This window comes from Acidithiobacillus sp. YTS05 (assembly GCF_024396695.1).
Classification (GTDB): domain Bacteria; phylum Pseudomonadota; class Gammaproteobacteria; order Acidithiobacillales; family Acidithiobacillaceae; genus Igneacidithiobacillus; species Igneacidithiobacillus copahuensis.
This window is the reverse complement of the sequence record NZ_CP094359.1, coordinates 2,422,010-2,444,790: the sequence shown is the minus strand read 5'-3', so window position 1 is coordinate 2,444,790 and position 22,781 is coordinate 2,422,010. Positions and strand designations below refer to the sequence as shown.

Genomic DNA, 22,781 nt, shown 5'->3' with positions numbered 1-22,781 from the left:
TTGGCTAAGCAAGCGAAGGTCTTACTGGTAGATGACGACGCCGATTTATTGCGACTTCTGTCATTGCGGATGAAAAGCGCGGGTTACCAGATCAGTACCGCGGCCAATGGGCGGGAGGCCCTTTCGCAGTTGGCCGTCGAACATCCGGCCCTGGTCGTTACCGATCTGAAAATGGATGAAATGGATGGGATGGCGTTGCTCGATGCGATCCGCCGCGACTATCCCACCCTGCCGGTCATCATTCTAACGGCCCACGGCTCGATCCCGGATGCCTTGCTGGCCGCCAACCAAGGAGTTTTTGCTTTCTTGACCAAACCGTTTGATGGCAAAGAGCTCATGGCCGAGGTCGAACGCGCTTTTCAGTTGACCGCTGCCGCCCCCCAGGGAAAGCGCGGCAAGGAAGCCGCAGGCTGGGAGCGTATCCTGACCCGCAGCGCCAAGATGCAGGCGCTGCTCGATCAGGCGCGCCTGGTGGCGGCTGCAGATGCCAGCGTTTTCATTCACGGTGCCAGCGGCACCGGTAAGGAGCTTCTGGCGCAAGCCATTCATCAGGCGAGTCCGCGTCGTGATCGTCCTTTTGTGGCCGTCAATTGCGGGGCATTTCCCGAGCAGCTCCTCGAATCCGAACTCTTTGGCCACAAAAAGGGCGCATTCACCGGGGCTGCCAGCAATCACGTGGGACTGTTTCAGGCGGCGGATGGTGGCACCCTCTTTCTCGATGAAATCGGCGACATGCCTCTGGCCTTGCAGGTCAAGCTCCTGCGCGCTTTGCAGGAGCGGCAGATCCGTCCAGTTGGCGCCACAGAGACCATTCCGGTGGACGTCCGGGTGATTTCCGCCAGCCACCGCGACCTGGAGCGGGAAATGGCCGAGCGCCGTTTCCGCGACGATCTGTATTACCGGCTCTGTGTCGTCACCCTGGAGCTGCCGGCGCTGGCCGAGCGCGCCGAGGACATCCCGCTGCTGGCAGAGCATTTCCTGCGCGAGGCGGCCACGCGCAACCGCAAAGATGTGCGGGGTATCGCGCCCGAGGCCATGGAGTTGTTGGTTACCGCCCCCTGGCCCGGAAACGTTCGCCAGCTGGCCAATGTCATCGAACAGGCCGTCGTGCTTTCCACCACGCCGCGTATCGGTGCCCCCCTGATCCGCCATGCCCTGCGCGATCGTGACGGCGAAGTCGTCCCCCTCGCCGATGCCAAGGGCCGTTTTGAGATGAACTATCTGATTCAGCTCATGCGCATGACCCGTGGTAACGTCAGTCAGGCTGCACAGCTCGCGCAGCGCAATCGTACCGAATTCTATCGCTTGCTGCGCCGTTATCATCTCGACCCGGCGACCTTCAAAGAGGACGAGGAAGAGAGCCCGGAAACTTGAATAGGGAACTAGGAGAATAGTCCATGCCGATGGTAACTGTCCTTGCCTATGTGGAAGTGCTGATTGCTCTGCTGATTCTGGTGTTTTTGCTGCTCACGTTTTTTTATTTGGTCGCCCCGCAGGGGCTTGACACCTTTTTGCGTCGAGTTGGTGTAGGTCGGGGGATTGGCGCCCTGAGCGCGCGCAATGTCTTTGCAGTTCTCCGCCAACTCGGCATTCTGCTCTTCGTGCTCGGGGTCATCACCCTGGCGATGATTCTCTTTCGCGCCTGGCCCCAAGGCTGGCTGATTCCGGCTATCCAGGAACTGGTCATGGCAGTGGTGCTGTTTTTTGTTGGCCACTGGGGTGCCAAGGGTCAAAAAAAGCCATAGACTGCTACCTTCTCTCACTTTCCCAGAACGAGCGTGTCGAAGTGATACCCGAGGGTTCCAGCACCCCAATCTTATATGGATGCCTCCATTTGAGCAAGTCGACGTTCGATGTATGACGGTGAGGTCAAAGTGCTGCCTTATATCCGGCCTGTTATGCAGGAGGTTCCTGCTGGCCCTGATGAAATCCGCTGAAAGGGACCTTATCTTTATTGCGTCCTTTTTTGGGACAAGATTGATCCAGGCTCTCCCTTCCCCGGTCTGACCTGTTACGCCATCAATCGTGCCTACCTGCGCAACTGTGAAACTATAAACATGCTATTCGACTATCGTCCTGTAATCATGCGACGGCTACCGCTATTGGCTTGTAATTCGGGTCATACTGGCGGTTTTTGGCCAGCAACGCCCAGATCGTTCGAGCCATTTTATTGGCTTGTGCTACGACGACCACATTGTGGGGCCGCCGACAGCGTAATTTGTCGATCCAGGGATTTCGATCCCTGGTCTGGCAATTCACCACGGCTCGCGCCCCATGGGCCAATAGGGTTCGGAGATAGGTATCTCCGCGCTTGCTGATACCCAACAGGCGAATCTTCCCGCCAGTACCGGTCTGCCGTGGAACCAACCCCAAGAACGACGCGAACTCCCGGCCAGAGCGAAAGGACTTCATATCCCCTACTGTAGCCACGATAGCTGTGGCAGTGAGTAGCCCCACGCCAGGGATCGCCATCAAACGGGCCACCGCTTCCTGGTCCTTTTTCCATAGCCTCAGCCGTTTCTCTATATCGGCTATGTCTTTGTCGAATTCTGCCAGCCGCTGGATCTGACGCCGGAAGGTCTCTAGTGCCACGGCCGATAGCCTGTCCTCCAACGTCGAGAGAGCATCGGGGATCTCCTTGAGACCTTTCTCGCGGCCTTGGGGAAGATCTATACCAAATTCATAGAGCAGCCCCCGAATCTCATTCACCTGCATGGTCCGGATCTTGACCAACTGTTCCCGCATGCGATGCAAGGCCAGAACGGACTGCTGCTCCTCGCTTTTGACGGCGACAAAGCGCATACCAGGACGCTGAACAGTTTCCCAGATCGCCGCTGCGTCTGCCGCATCGGTCTTGTTGGTCTTGACGAAAGGGCGCACAAACTGCGCCGCGATCAAGCGCACCTCGTGCCCTAGCTTGCCCAGTTCCCGCGCCCAGTAGTGGGCACTACCACAAGCTTCCATGGCGACAATGCCGGGCTCGCGGTTCACAAAGAACTCGAGCAATTTGCCACGTCGCACTTGCTTGCGATGAATCTCGCCCGTCTCCCAATCTACCCAGTGCAACTGCATCACCCGTTTTGCCAAATCCAGCCCATAAATTGTATTCTGCATCGTGAGTCCTCCTTGACCCATTTGTGGATGAACTTCCACCTTGGCACTTTGATGCCGTTCGGTTCAAGCGAGGGCTCCCTGCCTACTCGTGGAGCTCCCCGCTGCCGATCCTATAAGGGGAGGCATCCATTACATCTTTGTAGAATCGGAACTGCAGCGCGCAGAGTTCTTCGCAGCGATCGAAGAGGCCTCGCGCCGGGCATTTGCGGAGCTTTGTCGGGAGCCGGAGGTTGCGGCGTATGTTGCCACTCTGGACAGTGCTACGCTGGAGCATATGCAGGCGGCACAGCACCGCCACTTCGCGCGCTTGTTACTGGAAGAGGATCCCGTGGTACGGGAGGAGCTCAGCCAGAAAGTGGGCGTAGTTCACCATCGTTTGGGCCTGCCTGCCGATTGGTTGGTGGTGGCCAGTGGACTGTTTTCGGCACAGCTGCGGCGCGGCCTCGCGGCCTTTGCACAGCCGCTGCCCGAGCTGGATCAGCGCATTAGTCAACGGCTGGCCAGCGACTTGGTCGTACAATTGCGCGGCATGCGACAGTTGGAAGCGGACGAAGAGCAGATCATCGAAAGAATCGACATTCTTTTGCTCAGCGAGCCGGATGAGAGACAATTGCTGCGGCGCATGATCAACAAGATCGTACTGCTGCCCGGGGTGGACGGTGCGTGGATCGGCAAACCCTATGCGGGGCAACTGCAGCCTATCGCCATTGCTGGTGCGCAGATGGCAAACTATCTCGAGCAGGTCAACATCCGTATCGACGCTGGACCGACCGCCCACGGTCCCATGGGGCGGGCTTGGAACACCGGGCAGCCGGTGGCTGTCGATGATCTGGAGACAGACCCCCTGTTTCTGCCATGGCGGGAGACCTTGCACAATACGGGGGCCTGGCGCAGCACCATTGCCTGTCCGGTGCAGGTCGCGGGCAATCTCGAGGCGTTATTTGGTGTGTACAGCCACACGCCAAGGTATTTTTCCGCGTCCTCCCGCCGGCGCACCCTGATGCGTCTCACTCGCATGCTGGGCATTGCCCTCGAAAAACAGGACCAACGCGAACGTCTGGAACGCAGTAATCGATTGTACCAGACCTTTCTGAGTCAGGGAGACATCATCATGCGCTCCCGCTCCGCCGCCACGATTTTGCGTCAGACCTGTCATCGTCTGGTGGAAAATGGCCTGTTCAGCACCGCTTTTGTCGCGCAACCGGACAGCCATGGCTATTTCGTGCCGATCAGTGCTGCGGGCAGAAACAGCGACAAACTGACTCGCGCGCGGGTGCATGTCGATCAGCGCGAGCCCGCGTCTCTCCTCGCCACGGCCTGGCGAGAGAGAAGATTGCAATACCACAACCACTATCGTGAGGATCCGAAATATCAAAGCCTTGCCAGCCTGATCGCCGAGTTCGGCTGGAGCAGCCTGGCGATCATTCCTATCCAGCATCAGGGCGATCTCTGGGCTGTTCTTTGCGTAGCCAGTTCCCAGCCGGCATATTTTGACCACACACTATTGTCGGCCCTGGCGCGCACAGCCAAGATCCTGGGTTTTGGCCTGGACGAATTGGCGCTGAAGAATCAGATCGAAGCGGAGCGAGAGGAGCAGAGCTGGCGTGCCAGACACGATGCTCTGACCGAACTCCCAAATCGTGCTGCATATCTGGCGGAGCTGCCAAAAGCCCTGGCGCGCACCGAGGAATGTCTGTTGGCAGTGTGTATGATGGATCTCGATGATTTCAAGCCAGTGAATGACCAGCACGGGCATGCGGCGGGGGATCTGGTCTTGCAGGTGGTGGCTCGGCGCCTGCGTGCTGCCGTCCGCGAGGGCGATCTAGTGGCACGCTTTGGCGGCGATGAATTTGCATTATTATTGGGGGAGCTGACTTCCATGGCTGTGCTGGAGCGCGTCCTGAATCGGGTCCAAGGTGCGATCCGGGAAAAAATTGTCCTTGCCGACGGTAGCGAAGTGCAGATAGACAGCAGTTTGGGCGTTACCCTCTATCCTCTCGACGATGCGCCGGAGGAGATCCTGCTACGACATGCCGATCAGGCCCTTTACGCGGCGAAAAGTACGAAAGGCCAGCGCGCGAAAACTTTCTCTCTCTATGATGCTATCGACGATACAGTACTTCTCTCGGAACCTCCCACTGCCCCTAGGGATGCCAATTAGTCTGACAAGCCTTCGGCTGCTGGCGCCTCATCGCGGAATTCCAATGCCGCAGAGTTCAAGCAATAGCGCAGCCCGGTAGGTGCTGGCCCGTCGCTAAAGACGTGTCCCAAGTGACTGTCACAGCGGGCGCAGCGAATTTCGGTGCGGATCATGCCATGACTCGTGTCGCGCAGCTCACGGATATGGTCGCCAGCGAACGGAGCAAAGAAGCTTGGCCAGCCGGTTCCCGAATCAAATTTTTCCCGGGAACGAAAGAGTGGTAGATGGCACAACGCGCAGACAAAGACGCCCGGGCGTTTCTCGTCCAACAATCCACCGCAAAATGGCGGTTCAGTGCCGTGCTCAAAGAGGACGTGGCGCACTTCGGCCGAAAGGTGCCGGGCGCGCAGCGCACGCTCTTCGGCGCTGATTGGGGTAAGATCATAACCTGCCGAAGAACTCTTCATGCCTTCCTCCGATATTGCGGAAACAAGCTTGCCAGGGCCTGGATTTTGGGCTGCGCAACGGCGCAGATATAGGATTGATCGGGGTTGCGGCGCGCATAGTCCTGGTGGTACTCCTCGGCTGGATAAAATGTGTCGAGGGCTTGCAGCTCGGTAACGATCGGCTGTCGAAAAAATCCTCCCTTTTCCAGCTGGGCGATATAGGCGCGAACCATGTCGGCCTGGGCATCGTTCAGAAAAAAAATGGCGGAGCGATACTGGCGGCCGATGTCGTTGCCCTGGCGATCGCGCTGAGTGGGGTCGTGGGCCACCCCGAAAAACACCTGCAGTATTTGCCCGAATCGCAGCTGTTGCGGGTCATAACGCAGCTCTACCGCTTCCGCGTGATCCGTGGCACCACTGCAGACCGCACGATAATTGGCGTCCTTCTCCTGCCCACCAGCGTAGCCAGAAAGCACCGCCTGTACTCCCGCCAGTTCGCGATAGACCCCCTCCACGCACCAAAAGCAGCCGCCAGCCAGAACGATTCTGGCGGGCACGTCGGCTTCTGGATCCTGCCACTCGGGAAGAGGGAGAACATTTGTCAGCATCCGCAAGCTCCTGAAAAACGCTGGTCGATGCGAGCAAGATAGACCTTCCTGGCTGGCCGCCGCAAGGGCGAGGTGAAGTGGCCCCCGAAAGTTGGACAAGGGGTTAAGCTCTGGGCTTCAGGAAAGGAGTCGAGGGATGAAGGGAAAACGCAAGCAGTACAAGCCGGAATTCAAGGCGCAGGTAGCCCTGGCGGCCTTGCAGGGCGATAAGACGATGGCCGAGCTGGCGCAAGAATTTGGGGTACACCCCACCATGATCAATGCCTGGCGCCGGCAGCTGGTGGAGCATGCGGCCACGGCCTTTGAACGGGGAAAGTCCCAGACCGAGGAGCCCGTGGACGTGCAGGCTTTGTATCGGAAGATCGGACAGCTGGAGATGGAACGCGATTTTTTAGCCTCCAGGCCCGGTCTCATGTCTCGGATCGGGAAAGGCGCCAAATGATCGACCGGGCCCAAACCCCAGTTTCTGTGCAACGGCAATGCGCTCTTTTGGGCGTGCCCCGCAGTACGGTCTATTACCGCGCGCATCCTCGGCCGATGGGCGACGGGCTGTTGCGGGCGATCGATCGCCTCTACACCGCCTTTCCATTCATGGGTAGGCGGCAGATCCATCGGATGCTGAAAGCGGAGAATGTCGTGGTCAACCGCAAAACGGTACACCGGGCCATGCGTATCCTCGACATTGCCGCGGTGGCGCCCGGACCACACACCAGCAAGCCCCACCCCCAGCACCCAAAATATCCTTATCTGTTGCGTGGCGTGACGGTGGACCGTCCCCACCAGGTCTGGTCCGCGGATGTGACCTATCTGCCCATGGCACGAGGATTTCAATACCTCGTAGCCGTAGTGGACTGGTTCAGTCGTAAGGTGTTGTCCTGGCGGGTTTCCAACAGTCTTGACGCGGGTTTCTGCGTAGAGGCCCTGAAAGAGGCCATACGCCGCTATGGCACCCCCGAGATCTTCAACACGGATCAGGGTGCTCAGTTCACCGCGGAGTCCTTCCTCTCTGTACTCCGCCAGCACGGCATTCGAATCAGTATGGACGGCAAAGGCCGGGCCCTGGATAACGTCTTTGTCGAACGGCTTTGGCGCACCGTCAAATACGAGCACGTCTACCTGCGGCCAGCAGAAACTGGAACCGAGTTGAAAGCTGGCCTCAGAGCCTACTTCGACTGGTATAATGCCGAAAGACCGCACTCCTCTCTGGGAGACAGAACACCCGATGTGGTCTATGCAGAAGGTTTACAAAGGCTGGTGGCCTGACCCGCCATGGAAACAGGTTCAGAGCTTAATCACTCCAGCAGGCTGTCCAATCCAGGGGGGCCACCTCAAGGGGGCCTGATCACATCAAGACCGTGCCCAATGCCCCGTGATTGCACGCGATTGCCGGCGGTTGACCCTATAGGGGTGGACAACGCATAATTCGGGGCCCCGGGGGTGTAGCTCAGTCGGTAGAGCAGCGGCCTTTTAAGCCGTGGGTCATGGGTTCGAATCCCATCGCTCCCACCATGTCAAATTTTGCTCTCTCCTGTCGCGTGGCCGCTCGTGCCAGCGCAAGCCGATCATGGTTGGCAGCGACTCCGCGGCCTGGACTCGAATCCCTTGCAAAGCGCAGGATATGCTCTAATCTCCCCATCACGGGGTGGTGTATCTGCCAGCTAGGAGAACGAGGAGAGTTTCCTGTTTTCGGCTTTCCGCCATCAGTATGGTGGGCGCAAAGGCAGCAGAAGCAGATCGCCCGATTAAGAGAATGGTGAACAACCTGGAGGATTGGATGGAGTTGTTAGAATGTGCCCAGCAAGACTCGCAGTTACAGGCTTTCATTGCAATCGCCGGGATTACTGCAGAGGATCTTTGCTTGTTGCAGCAGGCAGCACCCAAAATCGTTCCGATCGTTCCCGAGGTGGTGGATCTGCTGCAGGCCAATCTGTTGCAGCAGGAGCAAATTGCCGCCAAGCTTGGCCAGGCGTATGGCAACTACGCAGCACACCTTGGCCAGTGGTTGACGAATCTTTTTTCGGGTCCGCACGATGCCGACTTCTTGCGCCAACAAGAGGAGTTGGGCAAACAAAATGTACAACACAAAATCCCGCCCTTGTATAACGCCTTTATCATGAGCTTTTTGCGCGCGGCATTGCCGCATTCCTTCGGTAAAAATGCCATTGCCCGAGAGTTTCCGGACGGTGCGCTGACTGCGGCTACCCTGCGGCTTCTCGATTTTTGTCAATATCTTACGGATCGAGCGTATACCACCCGTCTACTGGAGGTTACCGGCATCTCAAAATCACTCCTTGATCGTTTGATGACCGCATGACGACGGTATGACGGAAGAATCAGATATAATCGCCGCAAACCTGGACCTGGTAGCCCGTCAGGCCATCCTTGATGCCAAGGGCAACGTGCAGGCCTACGAATTGTTGGCGCGGGAAGAATATAGTCCAACCGAAGATCCGTTTCTGGCTTCGGCACAGGTTTTGGTAAAGGTGTTTTCGATCTACCAACTGGAACAGCTTCTCGACGGGAAAAAAGCCTTCATCAACTTTACCAATAGTTTGTTTGATGAAAAAACGTTGGAATTGTTTCCCTGCGATCGCGTCGTTCCGGAGTTTACCATTACCGAGTCTCCCAGTCGTGAATTTCTGGGGAAAATACAATATTTGAAGAAGGCTGGTTTTCGGATTGCCATCGACAGATTTTCTGGTAAAGCGTGGGAAGTTCCGCTGTTACCATGGATGAATTATGTAAAAATCGATGTCAACGCGATTGCTGCGGCGGATATGCAAAATTTAGTGAAACTGGTCCGCGCACAGAAATACGCTACCCGCATGCCGCTACTCATTGCTACCCGCGTAGAGACGCGGGAACAGGCAGCCAACTGTTTTGCTGCGGGTTTTGACTGGAGTCAGGGATATTTTTTCATGCGGCCGCAAGTCGTTTCCAATCGTCATGTTGGCAACGATCAAAGAAATCTCTTTCAGCTATTGAATTTGCTCTCCGGGGATGGACCGATTGACGAGATTGAGGAGGGCTTTCGTCGCGATCCGGCCTTATCGGTGCAATTGTTGCGCTATCTGAATTCTGCGGGCATGCGCCGTGGTCGTGAAATAGATAGTATTCGGCAAGCCTTGCTTGTCTTGGGTCGAGTTCCCCTGCAACGCTGGCTGACGCTGCTGATGTTCACCAGTCAGGGGCCACGCAAGCACTCCCTGCTGGCAATGGCCAGCAGCCGTGCGCGCCTTGCGGAATTGCTGCGGCAAGAGAGTACACATCTGGAGCAATCATCGGAGGCGCTGCACCGCTCATTTCTGGTGGGAATGCTGTCGCTGGTGGATGCCCTGTTCGACCAGCCGCTGATGGACATCCTGAAAGAACTGAAACTGCATCCCTCAATCACTACGGCATTGTTGGAGCGTGATGGTGAGGATGGTGTCCTGCTCCAGCTTCTCGAGAGTATAGAGCGGGGAGATTATCCGGCGATGCAACAGTGGGCGACCCGCGTGGGAGTTCCCGTGGAGAGCGTCAATCGTTTGGCTCTGGAGGCCATGGCGTGGACTGCGGCGCTGCCGCGTTAGCGAAAATTCCAGGTCCTGATAATCCGCAGATTCTGTGGTGGCTGTTGCCAGGCCGGCGGCAGGGAGGGGAACGGCGCTGCGCTGATCAGGATTTCCCGTACCGCTTTGGCAAGGATCTGATTTTTCTCGCCCTCTACTATCTCTATGCCCAGTAATTCTCCGGAAGGTGAGATCGTCACGGCGACCACGATCTTGCCGGTGGGGAGTTTTTCTTGAGTGAGCTGGGCTTTGGCCATATCGACGATATGTTTTTGCCAGAGTAGGAGATAGTCGGCGAGTTCCCGTTGTTTGAGCGCCGTTGGCGGGGTCTCAGCTCGTTCTTGGCTGCTGGGTAGCCCTCGTCCTTGTGCCAGACTCGGGATATCGTTGGCCGGATGGAGCTGGTGGCGTTGCGGCAGGGGGGCCAGGGTGATTTCCACCCGCGAATCATGCGCTCGCTGCGCATTCTGGATGGCTTGTAGTGCGGGCATGAGATCTGCCCAAAACAGCAGAAATAGAGATCCGACGACCGCAGTAGCGGCAAGAAGCCAGGGAAAGAGTTGATCGAGGTCGTCTGCCTTGGGTATGAATAGTCGAGTCAAGTACAGCATCGTACGAATGGAAATCACCCGGAGCCAGAACCATGGCAAGGCCAGTGATTCTCGGGTCCGGGATCGACGGCGACGGGAAGCGGCTGGATTTACCGGAGCCAGTCACAAACCTCCACGGCCGAATAGGTGATGATACCGTCGGCGCCCGCACGTTTGATGGCAAGCAGGGACTCCAACACCGAATTCTGCAGATCCAGATAACCGGCCTGGGCCGCAGCGCGCAACATACTGTATTCCCCCGACACCTGGTAGGCGAAGACGGGAAAGTCGCAACGTTCCCGTACATCGCGGATGAGGTCTAGATAGGCCATAGCCGGTTTGACCATGACCATGTCGGCCCCTTCTCCCAGGTCCAGGTCCAGTTCGCGAAAGGCTTCGCGACGATTGGCCGAATCCATCTGATAGGCGCGGCGATCCCCAAAACTGGGGGCGCTGTCGGCCGCATCGCGAAACGGTCCATAAAACGCGCTGGCATACTTGATGGCGTAGGAGAGAACCGCGACGTTTTCGTGCCGTGCTGCATCCAGCGCCTCGCGAATGGCCAGTACCATGCCATCCACCATCCCGGAAGGGGCGATGACATCTACCCCCGCCTCGGCGTAGGAGAGGGCTTGCTGCTGCAGGTTTTCCAGGGTGGCATTGTCGTCGCGATCACCGTGGGCATCGAGCACGCCGCAGTGGCCGTGATCGGTGTATTCGCAAAAACAGGCATCAGCAATCACCAGCAGATTGGGGAAGCGTTCCTTGATGGTGCGGCTGGCGCGCTGTACCAGTCCCTCACTCGCCCACGAGGCGCTGCCCACGGCGTCCTTGGCCTGGGCATCCAACACGCCAAACAGCAGTACCCCGGGAATGCCACGATCTACGGCATCGCTACAGAGGCGTAACGCCGAGTCGATACTGTGGCGAAACACTCCAGGCATGCTGGCGATTTCGCTGCGAATCGCCTCGCCCTCGACGAGAAAGATCGGTAACAGAAAGTCGCTGGGATGCAGATGGGTCTCACGCAAGAGGGCGCGCATGGCTGCCTGGCGACGCAGGCGGCGGGGCTGATGGCGCAGGGAATGGGGTTTCATGCACTTTTCTCCTGCTGCCTCGCCCAATCCTCCAAGGCGGCGATCAAGCCGGCATTGCTTGCCTCCGGTGCCACCCAGGGAGCGGGTAGGCCCTTGCTGGTGATGGCTTCTGCGGTCAGCGGGCTGATGGCGATAATGGGGGTCTTTTTCAGCCAGCGCTGCCCAAGTCCCCCGACCATCTGATAAAAATTGTGAAAAATTTCTGGGCTGGTGACGGTGACCGCATCGAGCTCGCCCCGCGCCCAGGCATGCAGCAGTGGCGTTGGGTTCGCCCCGGGAACGACGCGGCGATAGCAGAAGATCTTCTCTACCATGGCGCCCCGCTCTTCGAGGGTCTGCTGGATGAGCTCGCGCCCCTGGTCGCCGGCAAAGAGGGCAAAGCGTTGCCCCGCAACCGTCTGCCACTCCGGGTTTTCCAACAGGCCTTCCGAGCCTGCGCGCTTGGGTGCCAGGGCCACCTCGATGCCAAACTCGGCAATGGCTTTGGCGCTCTCTCGGCCGACGGCGGCGACCCGGACCGATGCCGGCCATGTATGTTGACCACGACTCTGCCATCGACTCAAGGCAAAATGCACCGCATTGCGGCTGGTAAATACGGCCCAATCAAAGGAATCGAGCTGGTCCAGGGCCGCATCCAGGGAGTGCCAGGTCTCCGGCGCATCGATCTGTAACGCGGGGAAGGCGATGGCGCGCGCACCCAGGCGTTGCAGCTCCGCAATCAGTTCGGCGGACTGTTCCTTCGGCCGGGTGACGACGATGCCTTTGTTCTGCAGGATAACGCTCATGCTGGTTGTAACTCCTTGATGATCTTTCCCGCCCCTTGCTGCAGAAGGTCCTCTGCAACCTGCTCGCCCAGGGCGATGGGGTCGCTGCCGGCCGCCTCTGCGCGCAATACGGTCTGGCCGTCCGGGCTCGCCACGCGACCTTCGAGTTTCAGCATGCCTTCTTTCCAACGAGCGAGGGCGGCTACCGGTAGACGGCAGTCGCCGCCCAGGGTGCGATTCATGGCCCGTTCCGCGCGGACACAAAGACTGGTTTCCTGATGCGCAAGGGGCAGTACCAAGGATCGGGTTTTTTCGTCATCGGCGCGGATCTCGATGCCAATCGCCCCTTGTCCCACCGCTGGCAGGGAGTCTTCCACGGCAAAGAAGCTGCGGATCCGTTCCTCCATCCCCAAGCGCTTGAGTCCGGCCGCTGCAAGAATGATCGCGTCATAGTCGCCGCAGTCGAGCTTGGCCAGGCGGGTAGCGACATTGCCACGCAAATCCTCGATCTGCAGGTCGGGTCGCCGGTGCAGTAGCTGCGCCCGCCGCCGCAGGCTGGAGCTTCCCACTCGCGCGCCTTTGGGAAGCGCTATTTCATTCTCGTACTGCGCGGCGACAAAGGCGTCGCGCACATCTTCCCGCTCCAGGATCACCGCCAGCTCCAGACCCTCGGGCTGCAGCGCGGGTACATCTTTCATGGAATGGACGGCGAGATCGACTTCGCCTGCGAGCAGCGCGCTCTCGATTTCTTTGACGAACAGACCCTTGCCTCCTAATTGATGCAAGGGGACTGCCAGCTCGCGGTCGCCAGTCGTGGTCATTGGTACGAGGTCCACGGAGAGGAAAGGGTCCCGTGTCAGCAAGGCCTCGCGCACGTGCTCTGCTTGCCAGAGTGCGAGGGGGCTGGCGCGAGTACCGATACGCAATGGGTCCATGCCAAATTTCGTCGATTGCCGGAGAATGTTCCTCACCATAGCAGTGCCACTACTCCTGTCAAGCAGTGGTGGATGAATGATTGCTGAATTTCCAGTGCCTGCGATACAATCCCAATTATTCCTTTGGAGAAGAAACCATGCAGCTTCGCGGTGTCGTCGTCGTGTTCGGCCTCTCTTTCTTGGCGCTATCTGGTTGCGCGCGCAATGTCGGCAGTGGTGCGCCCACCGCAGTCACGCCCGTGGCGCCGGTGAGCTCGGTCGCTACCAATGGCTATAATGGCCAGGGCGTCGGCTCTCAGGACCTCAATACCAACGGTCCTATTGGCGGTAGTAACCGCGGCCTGACGGCGGCGGAATTGGCGGCATTGCCCAGCCATCTGCGTGTTCATTTTCCCTTCGACAGCGACAGTATGGATGCCAACGGCCAGGCCATTGCTGCCGAAAACGCCCAGTTCATGATGAATCATGCCCACGTACAGGTGCGCCTGGAAGGCAACACCGATGATCGGGGCACGCAGGAATACAATCTGGCCCTGGGCGAACGGCGTGCGGAAACTGTCAAGCGCTATCTGGAGTCTCAGGGAGTAAGCGCTGCCCGTATCAGTACGGTCAGCTTTGGCAAGGACAACCCTCTCTGCAGCCAGAATGATCAGGCATGCTGGGCGCGCAATCGGCGCGTCGACTTTGTGTACAGCGGGGGGTACAACGGCTGATCTGGAGGTCGTTTTCGATGAAGGGTAAGTGGACTGCAGTTATGGCTGCTGGGCTCCTGGCTGGTAGTTCTCCGGCCTGGGCAGAATCCCAGGGGCAGCAGATTCTGCAACTGCAACAGCAAGTGGCGGTGATGCAGGGCGAAATCCAAAGCCTAATCGCCGTGCAAAAGGCTAGCCGGGGCAGTCAGTCTGCTCTCGGTGATCTACTCAATCGCTCGCAGCAGATGCAACAGGAAATCCGTGAGCTGCGCGGCGAGCTCGAAAGCAAAACCCACGCCCTCACTGCTGCGCAACAGGAAACCGATACCAAGCTGGCGGCGCTGTCTGCTGCTGTCGCGAGCAGCGGTGCTGCTACGGCGGTCACCGCCAGCAGTTCGAGTGTCGCGGTGCTGAATCAGGCGCCAAGCAGTGCCATTGCTGCCGAGGCCAGCAGCGCGGCCAATTCACCCGTGCAGGGGTTGGGGCAAGCGGATTATCAGCGTGCCTTTGATCTATTGCGCTCGGGGAAATATGGAACGGCAGCCACTGCGCTGCAGGACTTCATCCATAAATATCCGCAAAGCAGCCTCGTTGTAGATGCCTATTACTGGCTCGGCCAGGCGCAGTATGTACTCGGACAGAATGACGCCGCCATCAAGAGCCTCAGCGCCGCTGCCCAGCATACGCAGAGTAGCAAAGCGCCAGATGCACTCTTGCGCATGGGACAGATCTACCAGGCCATCGGACAGCCGGCCAAGGCGAGAGCCACCTTCAACCGGATTCTGAAGCAGTTCCCCAACACCCCGGCGGCACAAAAGGCACAAACCCAGCTACAGGCCAGCGGCCAGTAGCTATGGCGCGGCTGCGCATCACGGAAATTTTTCATAGCCTGCAGGGAGAAACCAGTGCCATGGGTCGTCCGGCGACCTTCGTTCGCCTTACGGGCTGCCCGCTGCGCTGCCAATATTGTGACAGTGCCTATGCCTTTCACGGGGGCGAATGGATGGAGCTCGAAGAGATCCTCGCCCGGGTAGAGGAGCGTACAGACCAACTGGTTGTGGTGACTGGAGGTGAACCCCTGGCCCAAGCCGGGGTGCATGATCTGCTCCAGAGTCTCTGTAACGCTAATCGTGAGGTCTATCTCGAGACCAGCGGCGCCCTTTCCGTGCGCGACGTCGATCCACGGGTGGTCAAAATTCTCGATATCAAGACGCCGGGCTCCGGGGAGAGCGAAAAAAATCATTGGCAGAATCTGCAATACCTGAGTGCCCGCGATCAGGTAAAGTTCGTTCTGTGTGACCGCAAGGATTACGAATGGGCACGCGACGTTGTGCGGGAGCATCCCTTGCCGGTTGCAGAGTGGCTCTTTTCTCCCAGTTATGGCGAGCTGGATCTGCGCGAGCTGGCCGAGTGGATACTGGCGGATCAATTGCCAGTCCGTTTGCAGGTGCAACTGCACAAATGGATTTGGGGCGACATCCCGGGTCACTAATGGAGGGGGCATGACGGCTAACGAAGCGATTCTGTTGCTTTCCGGGGGCCTCGACTCGGCTACCGTGGCAGGTCTTTTGCGGCGCGATGGTCGTGTCCTCCACGCCTTGTCTTTCGACTACGGGCAGCGTCATCAAAACGAACTGGATTACGCTCGCGCCGTGGCGCAGACCATGGGGGTGGCCAGTCATCGGATTCTCAAGATCGACCTGGGTGGGTTGGGCGGTTCGGCCCTCACCGATGCTGCCCTGGCGGTGCCGGAAACCGGCGTTGGCGAAGGGATTCCGATCACCTACGTGCCGGCGCGTAACACCGTATTCCTCTCTTATGCCTTGGCCTTGGCGGAAGTGCTGGGGGTTACGGATATCTATGTCGGGGTCAATAGTCAGGACTACAGTGGCTATCCCGATTGCCGACCTGCCTTTATCGATGCCTTCAATCATCTTGCGGCGGTGGCGACCAAGCTTGGCGTGGAAGGCGCAGCGCCCCAGATCCACGCTCCTTTGCAGCAGTTGCGCAAGGCAGGAATCATTCGCGCTGGACTCGATGTTGGCGTCGACTACAGTCTCACCCGTTCCTGCTACCAGTTGGATTCTGCGGGACGCTCCTGTGGCCGTTGTGACGCCTGTCGCCTGCGCCTAGCGGCCTTTGCCGAACTCGGCATTGCCGATCCGGCCCCGTATCGCTAAAAGTGCAGCTCAGCAATCGCCAGGGCTAGCAGCGCCAGTCCAAGAAGCACGAAAATCCCTCCAGTCCACTGTTGTAGGCGTTTTTTCGCGATGGGGCCGCGTAGCCACCGGGCAAGACGCGCGCCGGCAGCGGAGTAGACGATATACCAACTGAATTCAATGACGGCAAAGCTGAGAATCAGCTCGGCAAATTGCAGCTGCAGATTATCCTGATAGCGCATGAATTGTGGCACCAGAGCAAGGGTAAAAAGGATGGCCTTGGGATTACTCATGGCTACCAGAAATCCGGTGCGATACAGGGCGCCCGGTGCGTGTCTACCGATTTCTGCCTCTGCGTCAGTCCCTTGCGGTTCTGTTGATGCGCTGCCGTTCCTGCCTGCCTGTCGCCAGGCTGAGATGCCGAGATAGAGCAAATACAGCGCTCCAATGACGCGCACGAGGGTAAAGAGCCGAGGCCAGCTTTGCAGAAACAGGCCAAGGCCGCCTACGGAAACCAGCATCATCAACAGCAATGCAGAAAAACAGCCAAACATGGTAGCGACCGAACGCCTCAGGCCGTGTATTGCACCATGGGTCATCAGCAGGAGCATGTTGGGTCCTGGGATTCCAGAAATGACCAGGACCGTCAGTACATAGAGAAGCCAAAGATGCAGACTCATCGGCGCCGCGGAATCGAGACGGAGAGTGTCTACCGCTTTCCGTCTTTAGTGTGACCAGGCCGGCTGGCTGTCCTCTCCCGCGCCGTGCAAGATCGCCAGGGTACGACCGTCGACGCTGGCCTCGGCCAGAACCTTGCGGCCGCCGCGGTGGGTACCGTAGATCACCATTTCACCATTGTCGGCAAAACTTGGGTGGTCACAGTTGCCTTGGGCATCGAGAACCTTCAGATCGCCGCCCGCGGCATTCATCACTGCCAGGGCATAGACGCCATCGGTACGATGGATGAAGGCGATGCGCTGCCCATTGGGGGAAAAGGCCGGGCTGGCATTGTAGTTGCCGCTGTAGCTAATGCGGTGTTGGCCGCCACCCTGGGCGTTCATGACAAAGATCTGCGGACCACCGTCGCGGTCCGACACAAAGGCGATTTGCCCGCCATTGGGAGACCAGCTGGGGGAGGTGTTGATGCTGCCACCGCGAGTCAATTGTTGCCGCTGCCCGGTACGCAGATTGACGCTGAAGATGTTGGTCTCGCCGCCTTCCGAGCGTGCGTAGGCAAGCTCCTCTCCGTTGGGCGAAAAACTGGGCGCACTGACGATCTGTCCTCCTGGGGCAATGGCTTGACGCGTGCCCGTGGCGAGGTTCTGCACGAAGATGGTGGCCCGCGAATTCACATACGTTACGTAGGCCAGCCGTTGGCTGTCTGGAGACCAGACCGGGGAGAGCAGAGGCATGCGCCCCTGCACCACTACGTGCGGATTCCAGCCGTCCGATTCCGCCACAATCAGCGAATACTCGGCCCCCACCTGACGCACGTAAGCGATGCGGCTGGCAAAGGGCCCGGGTTTGCCGGTAAACGCCTGATAGATCACGTCGGCTACGTGGTGCGCGGTCATATGCAATTCTGCCGGCGAGCAGGTGAAGCGTTTGGCGGCGAGTTCCTGGCCGGTGGCCACATTGTAGACATAGACGGTGACCGTATAACCTGCGGCGCTCTTTTCCACCGCACCGACGGCGAGACCCGTGGCGCCGATGCCGGTCCAGGCGCTGGACTGCACCGCACCCGGTGCCTGTGGGTCACTCGGATAGCTGGCTGGGCTGAGAACCCGGAACAGGCCGCTGTGACTCAGATCGGCCCGCACCACGTCGGCCACTGTCGGTTGTCCCGCAATGCCAGGGCCGAACGAGGGAATGGCAATCGGCAAGGCTGTGGAGACGCTTTTGGTCACCTGGACGGTCAGGGCCGCCTCGCTGGGCAAAACGAAAGCGAGGGCCAATAGTCCCAGAAGAAATACGATGACGCTCTTACGCATGGTTGAGATCCTCGGCGTTGAATCGGATGACGACGCTTTTGTAGGCACTGTATGGTAGACCAATGGGAGGAACAAAAGGTGCCGCAGCTTCGACCGCGCGAATCACTGCCTGATCAAAGGCGGGATTGCCGCTGCCGCTGACTACGCGGGGCTGACCGATGATTGCCCCCATTGGCGTCAGTTCGATCGCCACCTCGCAGTTCAGCGATGCGGCAAAGGTGGTATCCCAGGCGCGGTATACCCGACGCTGGATTTTCTGTCCAAAGAGCGCCGCCAGGCGTTGATCCTCGGCGGCTTGCTGTGCCTTCGCGGCCGCCAGATTGGCTTCGGCCTGCGCCTTGGCCTGTGCCTCCAATTGTTGTTGCAGGGCCTTGGCCCGGGCTGCCTGGGCGGCCTTGGCCGCTTCCTCGGCCATTTGCTTCTTCAGCGCCGCGGCTCTGGCTGCTGCTGCCTTTTCTGCTGCGGCCTTTTCGGCTGCCTCTTTGGCGGCGCGTTCTTCTGCTGCCTTTTGCGCTGCGGCTTTAGCTGCCGCCGCACGTTCGGCCGCCTTTTGCGCCGCAGCTTTCTCCGCTGCGGCTTTTTGTTCGGTGGCCCGTCGGGCAGCTAGCTCCTCCGCGTGCTTTTCCGCAGCCGCCCGTTTTGCTGCGAGCTGGGCGGCAGCTTCCCGTGCCTGCTTTTCGACTTGGGTGGGCGAGGGCTTCGCAGGCTGCGGCGCTGGCTTGGGCTCTGGCTCCGGCTTAGGTCTCGGGATCGGCTTCGGCGCAGGTTTTGGTGCCGGTTGTGGCACTGGCCTGGGGACCGGTGCGGGGACGGGTGTAGGCTTTGCCGCTGGAGCGGGAGCCGGACTTGGCAGAGTGCTCTCCAGCGTCGCCTGCATGGCGGCGTGCCCAGCCGCCGGGATATTGACGTGGAAGGTCCAGAACAAGGCCACCAGGACCGCCACATTGAGGATGACGGCCAGCAGTAGCGGCAGAATGCGGGGTTGTTCGTTCAATGCCGTTCCGGTCGGGTAAGCAGGCCCACGTGGGAAATGCCCGCCTGCTGCAGGGCCGCCATGACTGCCATCACCTTGCCGTAGTCCGCATGGGCATCGCCACCGACCAGCACCTGCAGCTGCGCCGGATTACCCGCCCCGATCTTTTCTATGGAGTGCGCGAGGTTCTGTAGTTGCGGGCTCAGGTGTTGATCCTTGTACTGGAGATCGAGCTTGCCATCCTTGGCTACCGAGATGACGATAGGCGGGATTTTGTCCGGCACGGGTTTGCTCACGCCCTTGGGCAGATTGACGTTGACACCCTGGGTCAAGAGTGGCGCGGAGAGCATGAAAATCACCAGCAGCACCAACGATACGTCGATGTAGGGCACGACGTTCATCTCGGCGAGCAGACGACGGCGCTTCCGGCTTCTCATACTTTGCTCTCAGGCAATTGGCGATGCAGGATGTTGGTGAACTCATCCATGAAGACTTCATAATGGGCATCGAGTTCATCGAGGCGATGGACAAAGCGGTTATAGAAAAAAGTGGCCGGGATGGCGGCAAACAGACCCGCGAGGGTCGCGATCAGCGCCTCGGCGACGGGTGGTGCCACCGCTGCCAAGGTTGCCTGTTGTGCCATACCGATGTTCATGAAGGTGGTCATGATGCCCCAGACCGTGCCGAGGAGGCCCACGAAGGGGGCTACGGAAGAAATCGAAGCGAGCAGGGGAAGATTGCTCTCCAACTGGCCAATCTCGCGGATCTGGGCGCCGCGCATGGCGCGCCGCGCGGCATCCAGGGCATCGCCAGCGTGCCCCTTGCGCTGCCGCTGAAATTCTTCATAGCCCGCGCAGAAGATGCTTCCGGCGCCCATTTCCAACTGCGGATTGTTACTCACATTCTGGTAGATCTGTGCCATTTCACCGCCACTCCAGAAGCGTTTTTCAAAGCGTTTCAGGGCCCGATGTGCGCTAGAGAACACCATCCCTTTTTGAAAGATGACGAACCACGATACAACGGATGCGATCAGCAGCAAGAGCAGGATACCCTGCACGACCGGACTGGCATGCAGGATCAGGTGGCTGAGGGATAGATGTTGGGCTGGGGCAGTGGTGTCCATGGGGTCTCGTGTTCAGGGATGGTCGGGGAAGAAGGCACGCAGCACGTGCCGGGGTATGGGGGTGGGGCGAAAATCCGCAGCCGTCAGACAGGCAACCTCGACCTCGCCGCGGCAAAGCAGCATCCCGGCATGCGCAACCTGCTGGGTAAAGCGCATGCGCAGGGGACGGACTTCGTCAATTTGGGTCTCGATGTCCAGCAAGTGGTTGAAGCGGGCCGGAGCGCGGAAGTCGAGGCGTGCGCGACGCACCGCAAAAATCACGCCATCGTCTCGCTCCAACTGGTCCAACTCGAGGCCCCTCTCGCGTAACATTTCCGTGCGGGCGCGCTCCATAAAGCGCAAATAATTGGCATGATACACCACGCCGCCGTGATCCGTATCTTCATAATATACGCGCACGGCGAAGTGGCCTTGTGGCGTAGCGCTAGCCCGCATCGAAGAGACTCCCGGACTGCCCGGATGCCGGTCGTGGCAGCCCCAGGGCGAGGTAGCTCTGCGCCGTTGCGCAGCGGCCCCGGGGCGTGCGAATAAGGTAGCCGGATTGGATAAGAAAGGGCTCGAGCACATCTTCGATGGTGCCGCGATCCTCGCCCAGCGCTGCGGCCAGGCTCTCCACCCCCACCGGTCCACCGCCAAAGCGCTCGATGATGATGCCGAGCAGGCGACGATCCTGGGGATCAAAGCCGTGCTCATCCACTTCCATCAGCTCCAGGGCGGCGCGGGCGGTGGCATGGTCGATCGTGCCATTGCCGCGTACCTGGGCATAGTCGCGTACCCGGCGCAGCAGGCGGTTGGCGATCCGTGGGGTACCGCGGGCACGCGCGGCGATTTCACGCACGCCTTCCGGGGCCGCAGGTACCTGCAGAATCCCCGCCGAACGTGCGACGATGCGACTCAGCTCCTCGACGCTGTAAAACTCCAGATGAAAACTGATGCCAAAGCGATCGCGCAGCGGCGAAGACAGGAGCCCGGCACGGGTGGTGGCGCCGATCAGCGTGAAAGGCGGCAAGCCGATCTTGATGGAGCGGGCCGCCGGACCTTCGCCAATCAGGATATCCAGTTCAAAATCTTCGAGGGCCGGGTAGAGGATTTCTTCCACTACCGGGCTCAGACGGTGGATCTCGTCCACAAAGAGCACATCATGGGGTTGCAGATTGGTGAGGATGGCGGCGAGATCGCCGGCCTTGTCGAGGATCGGGCCGGAGGTTACCTTGAGGCCTGCGCCCATCTCCTGGGCAATGATGTGCGCCAGGGTCGTCTTGCCGAGTCCCGGGGGCCCAAAGAGCAGGACGTGATCCAGTGCCTCCTGTCGTTGCCGCGCCGCGTCGATGAACAGTGACAGAGATTCGCGCAGGCGTTCCTGCCCAAGGTATTCCTGCAGCAGCCGTGGACGCAGGGCGTGATCGACCTTATCGCCCGATTGCTCGGTGGCACTCAAGTGGTCTCGGTTCATGGCGCTGGGAGTACTCATGGTCGACAAAGTTCCCGTTAACGACGCGCAAGAATTTGTAAAGATTGACGAATCAGATCTTCGATGGGGAGCTCTCCTGATAACCCATCGACTACCCGTTGCGCCTCGATGGCCTTGTAACCCAGGCTCTGCAAGGCGGCGATAGCCTCCTGCTTGGGATCACTGGCCAGCGTGCCGGGCTGCAAAGGGGTGCCGCCGGCAGCGATCTTGTCCTGCAACTCGATGATCATGCGCTCCGCCGTTTTGGCGCCAATGCCGGGAATGGCCGTGAGCCGTCTTTTGTCGCCCAAGAGCAATGCCTCGCGCAACTGTCCTACTTCCAGTCCCGCCAGGCAGGCGAGGGCTACCTTGCCGCCAATGCCGTTGACCTTGATCAGCAGACGAAAGAGTTCGCGCTCGTCGAGAGTCAGAAAGCCATAGAGTAGTTGGGCATCTTCACGCACGACAAAATGCGTAAAGACCTGCAACGAACTCCCCTCGGCGGGGAGTCGATAGAAGGTGGAAAGCGGCATCTCGATTTCGTAGCCCACGCCGGCGACGTCGAGCCACAGCCAGGGTGGGCGGCGCTGCAGGATCTTGCCGTGCAGGCTGGTGATCATCGCCCGACGATCTCCCGGGACTGCCAGAACTGTTGCGTGCCGGCGCTATGGGCGTGGCAGATGGCACAGGCCAGGGCATCGGCAGCGTCGGCCTGGATCGCTTCGTGCACACCGAGGAGACGGCGCACCATGTGCTCCACCTGCGTCTTGTCGGCATGGCCGGCACCAACGGTCGCCTTTTTGATTTGCAGCGCCGTGTATTCACAGACCGGTAAATCCTGCTCCAAGAGGGCGACCAGCGCCGCGCCGCGCGCCTGCCCAAGCTTTAACGCAGAATCGGCATTGCGCGCGAGAAAGACCTGTTCTACGGCAGCGCTTTGCGGCGCAAAATCTTGTAGTACCTGCCGCAGTCCTCGATGGATGGCGGCAATGCGTTCCAGAAATGGTCGCCCGCTCACGTTGACGCAGCCGTGGGTGATATGGCGCAGACGCCCCGCGGAATCAGCCTCGATGATGCCGTAGCCAGTGCGCAGGGAGCCGGGATCGATGCCGATGATACGTTGCATGGTTGCTGGGGATTGGTCCGTC

Annotated in this window: 26 protein-coding genes and 1 tRNA gene; 11 read left to right on the top strand and 16 right to left on the bottom strand. The window is 59.4% G+C overall.

The features are described from left to right. Both MQE22_RS12105 and MQE22_RS12100 read left to right on the top strand, forming a co-directional pair. Positions 1-1,374, top strand: a complete 1,374-nt coding sequence (locus tag MQE22_RS12105; RefSeq protein ID WP_215872102.1) for a sigma 54-interacting transcriptional regulator — start codon at positions 1-3, stop codon at positions 1,372-1,374. Positions 1,375-1,397: 23 nt separating this feature from the next. Next, positions 1,398-1,745, top strand: a complete 348-nt coding sequence (locus MQE22_RS12100) for a hypothetical protein (protein WP_215885407.1) — start codon at positions 1,398-1,400, stop codon at positions 1,743-1,745. 337 nt (positions 1,746-2,082) lie between these two features. On the opposite strand, the gene MQE22_RS12095 is transcribed toward MQE22_RS12100, so the two are convergent. Beyond that, entirely contained in the window at positions 2,083-3,114 is a 1,032-nt protein-coding gene (locus tag MQE22_RS12095) for an IS110 family RNA-guided transposase (RefSeq protein WP_255789396.1), read from the bottom strand. An 88-nt stretch (positions 3,115-3,202) separates the two neighbouring features. On the opposite strand from MQE22_RS12095, the gene MQE22_RS12090 reads away from it, so the two are divergent. Further along, complete coding sequence (locus MQE22_RS12090; protein ID WP_255789759.1) at positions 3,203-5,275, top strand: diguanylate cyclase domain-containing protein; 2,073 nt, start codon at positions 3,203-3,205, stop codon at positions 5,273-5,275. Here MQE22_RS12090 and msrB read toward each other — a convergent pair. Next, the gene (gene msrB / locus MQE22_RS12085) at positions 5,272-5,721 is read right to left on the bottom strand and encodes a peptide-methionine (R)-S-oxide reductase MsrB (RefSeq protein ID WP_215873111.1); all 450 of its coding nucleotides are present in this window, start codon (positions 5,719-5,721) and stop codon (positions 5,272-5,274) included. The genes MQE22_RS12090 and msrB overlap by 4 nt on opposite strands. Then, a complete protein-coding gene (msrA, locus tag MQE22_RS12080; protein ID WP_215873112.1) occupies positions 5,718-6,308 on the bottom strand; it encodes a peptide-methionine (S)-S-oxide reductase MsrA in 591 nt (196 codons plus the stop codon). Before msrA ends, msrB begins: the two co-directional genes overlap by 4 nt. A 136-nt stretch (positions 6,309-6,444) precedes the next feature. Between msrA and MQE22_RS12075 the strand changes: the two genes are divergently transcribed. The 4 genes from MQE22_RS12075 to MQE22_RS12060 all read left to right on the top strand — a co-directional run bounded on the left by MQE22_RS12075 (position 6,445) and on the right by MQE22_RS12060 (position 9,880). Next, positions 6,445-7,571, top strand: a protein-coding gene (locus MQE22_RS12075; RefSeq protein ID WP_483190452.1) for an IS3 family transposase whose coding sequence is annotated in 2 segments (ribosomal slippage) — positions 6,445-6,711 and positions 6,714-7,571 — 1,125 coding nt in all. Because the reading frame shifts where the segments join, the coding sequence is not laid out codon by codon here. A gap of 170 nt (positions 7,572-7,741) precedes the next feature. Beyond that, positions 7,742-7,817: transfer RNA gene (locus MQE22_RS12070), tRNA-Lys, on the top strand. Between the two features lie 265 nt (positions 7,818-8,082). Next, positions 8,083-8,622, top strand: coding sequence for a protoglobin domain-containing protein (locus tag MQE22_RS12065; protein ID WP_215872378.1), 540 nt, complete (start codon positions 8,083-8,085; stop codon positions 8,620-8,622). A 7-nt stretch (positions 8,623-8,629) separates the two neighbouring features. Then, complete coding sequence (locus MQE22_RS12060) at positions 8,630-9,880, top strand: EAL and HDOD domain-containing protein (RefSeq protein ID WP_215885800.1); 1,251 nt, start codon at positions 8,630-8,632, stop codon at positions 9,878-9,880. Here the strand turns inward: MQE22_RS12060 and MQE22_RS12055 are convergent. The 4 genes from MQE22_RS12055 to hemC form a co-directional block, all read right to left on the bottom strand. After that, positions 9,877-10,350, bottom strand: coding sequence for an energy transducer TonB (locus tag MQE22_RS12055; RefSeq protein ID WP_255789757.1), 474 nt, complete (start codon positions 10,348-10,350; stop codon positions 9,877-9,879). The genes MQE22_RS12060 and MQE22_RS12055 overlap by 4 nt on opposite strands. A gap of 209 nt (positions 10,351-10,559) precedes the next feature. Continuing rightward, on the bottom strand, positions 10,560-11,546 hold the full coding sequence (gene hemB / locus MQE22_RS12050; protein WP_215872681.1) for a porphobilinogen synthase: 987 nt from the start codon (positions 11,544-11,546) through the stop codon (positions 10,560-10,562). Then, positions 11,543-12,331: a uroporphyrinogen-III synthase gene (locus MQE22_RS12045; protein ID WP_215872682.1), complete on the bottom strand. Its 789-nt coding sequence runs from the start codon at positions 12,329-12,331 to the stop codon at positions 11,543-11,545. The genes hemB and MQE22_RS12045 overlap by 4 nt, the downstream gene beginning before the upstream one ends. Beyond that, a complete protein-coding gene (gene hemC / locus MQE22_RS12040) occupies positions 12,328-13,245 on the bottom strand; it encodes a hydroxymethylbilane synthase (RefSeq protein WP_215872683.1) in 918 nt (305 codons plus the stop codon). The genes MQE22_RS12045 and hemC overlap by 4 nt, the downstream gene beginning before the upstream one ends. Before the next feature lie 137 nt (positions 13,246-13,382). On the opposite strand from hemC, the gene pal reads away from it, so the two are divergent. Genes pal through queC form a run of 4 tightly spaced genes read left to right on the top strand, consistent with a single transcriptional unit; the run spans position 13,383 to position 16,117 of the window. After that, positions 13,383-13,958: a peptidoglycan-associated lipoprotein Pal gene (pal, locus tag MQE22_RS12035; protein WP_215872684.1), complete on the top strand. Its 576-nt coding sequence runs from the start codon at positions 13,383-13,385 to the stop codon at positions 13,956-13,958. A 17-nt stretch (positions 13,959-13,975) separates the two neighbouring features. Continuing rightward, entirely contained in the window at positions 13,976-14,788 is an 813-nt protein-coding gene (ybgF, locus tag MQE22_RS12030) for a tol-pal system protein YbgF (protein ID WP_215872685.1), read from the top strand. 2 nt (positions 14,789-14,790) lie between these two features. Next, a complete protein-coding gene (gene queE, locus MQE22_RS12025) occupies positions 14,791-15,429 on the top strand; it encodes a 7-carboxy-7-deazaguanine synthase QueE (protein ID WP_215872686.1) in 639 nt (212 codons plus the stop codon). Positions 15,430-15,439: 10 nt separating this feature from the next. After that, complete coding sequence (gene queC, locus MQE22_RS12020) at positions 15,440-16,117, top strand: 7-cyano-7-deazaguanine synthase QueC (protein WP_215872687.1); 678 nt, start codon at positions 15,440-15,442, stop codon at positions 16,115-16,117. Here the strand turns inward: queC and MQE22_RS12015 are convergent. Genes MQE22_RS12015 through ruvC form a run of 9 tightly spaced genes read right to left on the bottom strand, consistent with a single transcriptional unit; the run spans position 16,114 to position 22,759 of the window. Next, entirely contained in the window at positions 16,114-16,776 is a 663-nt protein-coding gene (locus MQE22_RS12015; protein ID WP_215872688.1) for a LysE family translocator, read from the bottom strand. The genes queC and MQE22_RS12015 overlap by 4 nt on opposite strands. A gap of 45 nt (positions 16,777-16,821) precedes the next feature. Further along, entirely contained in the window at positions 16,822-18,087 is a 1,266-nt protein-coding gene (tolB, locus tag MQE22_RS12010) for a Tol-Pal system beta propeller repeat protein TolB (protein ID WP_215872689.1), read from the bottom strand. Next, positions 18,080-19,081, bottom strand: coding sequence for a cell envelope integrity protein TolA (gene tolA / locus MQE22_RS12005; protein ID WP_215872690.1), 1,002 nt, complete (start codon positions 19,079-19,081; stop codon positions 18,080-18,082). The genes tolB and tolA overlap by 8 nt, the downstream gene beginning before the upstream one ends. After that, positions 19,078-19,497 carry a protein TolR gene (gene tolR, locus MQE22_RS12000; protein ID WP_215872691.1) on the bottom strand — a complete coding sequence of 140 codons (420 nt, stop codon included), beginning with the start codon at positions 19,495-19,497 and terminating at the stop codon, positions 19,078-19,080. The genes tolA and tolR overlap by 4 nt, the downstream gene beginning before the upstream one ends. Continuing rightward, on the bottom strand, positions 19,494-20,183 hold the full coding sequence (gene tolQ / locus MQE22_RS11995; RefSeq protein WP_215872692.1) for a protein TolQ: 690 nt from the start codon (positions 20,181-20,183) through the stop codon (positions 19,494-19,496). Before tolQ ends, tolR begins: the two co-directional genes overlap by 4 nt. 12 nt (positions 20,184-20,195) lie before the next feature. Further along, complete coding sequence (ybgC, locus tag MQE22_RS11990) at positions 20,196-20,618, bottom strand: tol-pal system-associated acyl-CoA thioesterase (protein WP_215872693.1); 423 nt, start codon at positions 20,616-20,618, stop codon at positions 20,196-20,198. Next, positions 20,608-21,654 carry a Holliday junction branch migration DNA helicase RuvB gene (gene ruvB / locus MQE22_RS11985; protein WP_226827494.1) on the bottom strand — a complete coding sequence of 349 codons (1,047 nt, stop codon included), beginning with the start codon at positions 21,652-21,654 and terminating at the stop codon, positions 20,608-20,610. The genes ybgC and ruvB overlap by 11 nt, the downstream gene beginning before the upstream one ends. 17 nt (positions 21,655-21,671) lie before the next feature. Beyond that, positions 21,672-22,253, bottom strand: a complete 582-nt coding sequence (gene ruvA, locus MQE22_RS11980) for a Holliday junction branch migration protein RuvA (RefSeq protein ID WP_215872694.1) — start codon at positions 22,251-22,253, stop codon at positions 21,672-21,674. Next, positions 22,250-22,759: a crossover junction endodeoxyribonuclease RuvC gene (gene ruvC / locus MQE22_RS11975; RefSeq protein WP_215872695.1), complete on the bottom strand. Its 510-nt coding sequence runs from the start codon at positions 22,757-22,759 to the stop codon at positions 22,250-22,252. Before ruvC ends, ruvA begins: the two co-directional genes overlap by 4 nt. Positions 22,760-22,781: the final 22 nt, after the last annotated feature.

Excerpts from the sequence above, each read along its gene's own strand:
- MQE22_RS12100 (WP_215885407.1), top strand. The coding sequence starts at position 1,398 with ATGCCGATGGTAACTGTCCTTGCCTATGTGGAAGTGCTGATTGCTCTG.
- MQE22_RS12095 (WP_255789396.1), bottom strand. The coding sequence starts at position 3,114 with ATGCAGAATACAATTTATGGGCTGGATTTGGCAAAACGGGTGATGCAG.
- msrB (WP_215873111.1), bottom strand. The coding sequence starts at position 5,721 with ATGAAGAGTTCTTCGGCAGGTTATGATCTTACCCCAATCAGCGCCGAA.
- msrA (WP_215873112.1), bottom strand. The coding sequence starts at position 6,308 with ATGCTGACAAATGTTCTCCCTCTTCCCGAGTGGCAGGATCCAGAAGCC.
- MQE22_RS12065 (WP_215872378.1), top strand. The coding sequence starts at position 8,083 with ATGGAGTTGTTAGAATGTGCCCAGCAAGACTCGCAGTTACAGGCTTTC.
- MQE22_RS12060 (WP_215885800.1), top strand. The coding sequence starts at position 8,630 with ATGACGGAAGAATCAGATATAATCGCCGCAAACCTGGACCTGGTAGCC.
- MQE22_RS12055 (WP_255789757.1), bottom strand. The coding sequence starts at position 10,350 with ATGCCCGCACTACAAGCCATCCAGAATGCGCAGCGAGCGCATGATTCG.
- hemB (WP_215872681.1), bottom strand. The coding sequence starts at position 11,546 with ATGAAACCCCATTCCCTGCGCCATCAGCCCCGCCGCCTGCGTCGCCAG.
- MQE22_RS12045 (WP_215872682.1), bottom strand. The coding sequence starts at position 12,331 with ATGAGCGTTATCCTGCAGAACAAAGGCATCGTCGTCACCCGGCCGAAG.
- hemC (WP_215872683.1), bottom strand. The coding sequence starts at position 13,245 with ATGGACCCATTGCGTATCGGTACTCGCGCCAGCCCCCTCGCACTCTGG.
- pal (WP_215872684.1), top strand. The coding sequence starts at position 13,383 with ATGCAGCTTCGCGGTGTCGTCGTCGTGTTCGGCCTCTCTTTCTTGGCG.
- ybgF (WP_215872685.1), top strand. The coding sequence starts at position 13,976 with ATGAAGGGTAAGTGGACTGCAGTTATGGCTGCTGGGCTCCTGGCTGGT.
- queE (WP_215872686.1), top strand. The coding sequence starts at position 14,791 with ATGGCGCGGCTGCGCATCACGGAAATTTTTCATAGCCTGCAGGGAGAA.
- queC (WP_215872687.1), top strand. The coding sequence starts at position 15,440 with ATGACGGCTAACGAAGCGATTCTGTTGCTTTCCGGGGGCCTCGACTCG.
- MQE22_RS12015 (WP_215872688.1), bottom strand. The coding sequence starts at position 16,776 with ATGAGTCTGCATCTTTGGCTTCTCTATGTACTGACGGTCCTGGTCATT.
- tolB (WP_215872689.1), bottom strand. The coding sequence starts at position 18,087 with ATGCGTAAGAGCGTCATCGTATTTCTTCTGGGACTATTGGCCCTCGCT.
- tolR (WP_215872691.1), bottom strand. The coding sequence starts at position 19,497 with ATGAGAAGCCGGAAGCGCCGTCGTCTGCTCGCCGAGATGAACGTCGTG.
- tolQ (WP_215872692.1), bottom strand. The coding sequence starts at position 20,183 with ATGGACACCACTGCCCCAGCCCAACATCTATCCCTCAGCCACCTGATC.
- ybgC (WP_215872693.1), bottom strand. The coding sequence starts at position 20,618 with ATGCGGGCTAGCGCTACGCCACAAGGCCACTTCGCCGTGCGCGTATAT.
- ruvB (WP_226827494.1), bottom strand. The coding sequence starts at position 21,654 with ATGAGTACTCCCAGCGCCATGAACCGAGACCACTTGAGTGCCACCGAG.
- ruvA (WP_215872694.1), bottom strand. The coding sequence starts at position 22,253 with ATGATCACCAGCCTGCACGGCAAGATCCTGCAGCGCCGCCCACCCTGG.
- ruvC (WP_215872695.1), bottom strand. The coding sequence starts at position 22,759 with ATGCAACGTATCATCGGCATCGATCCCGGCTCCCTGCGCACTGGCTAC.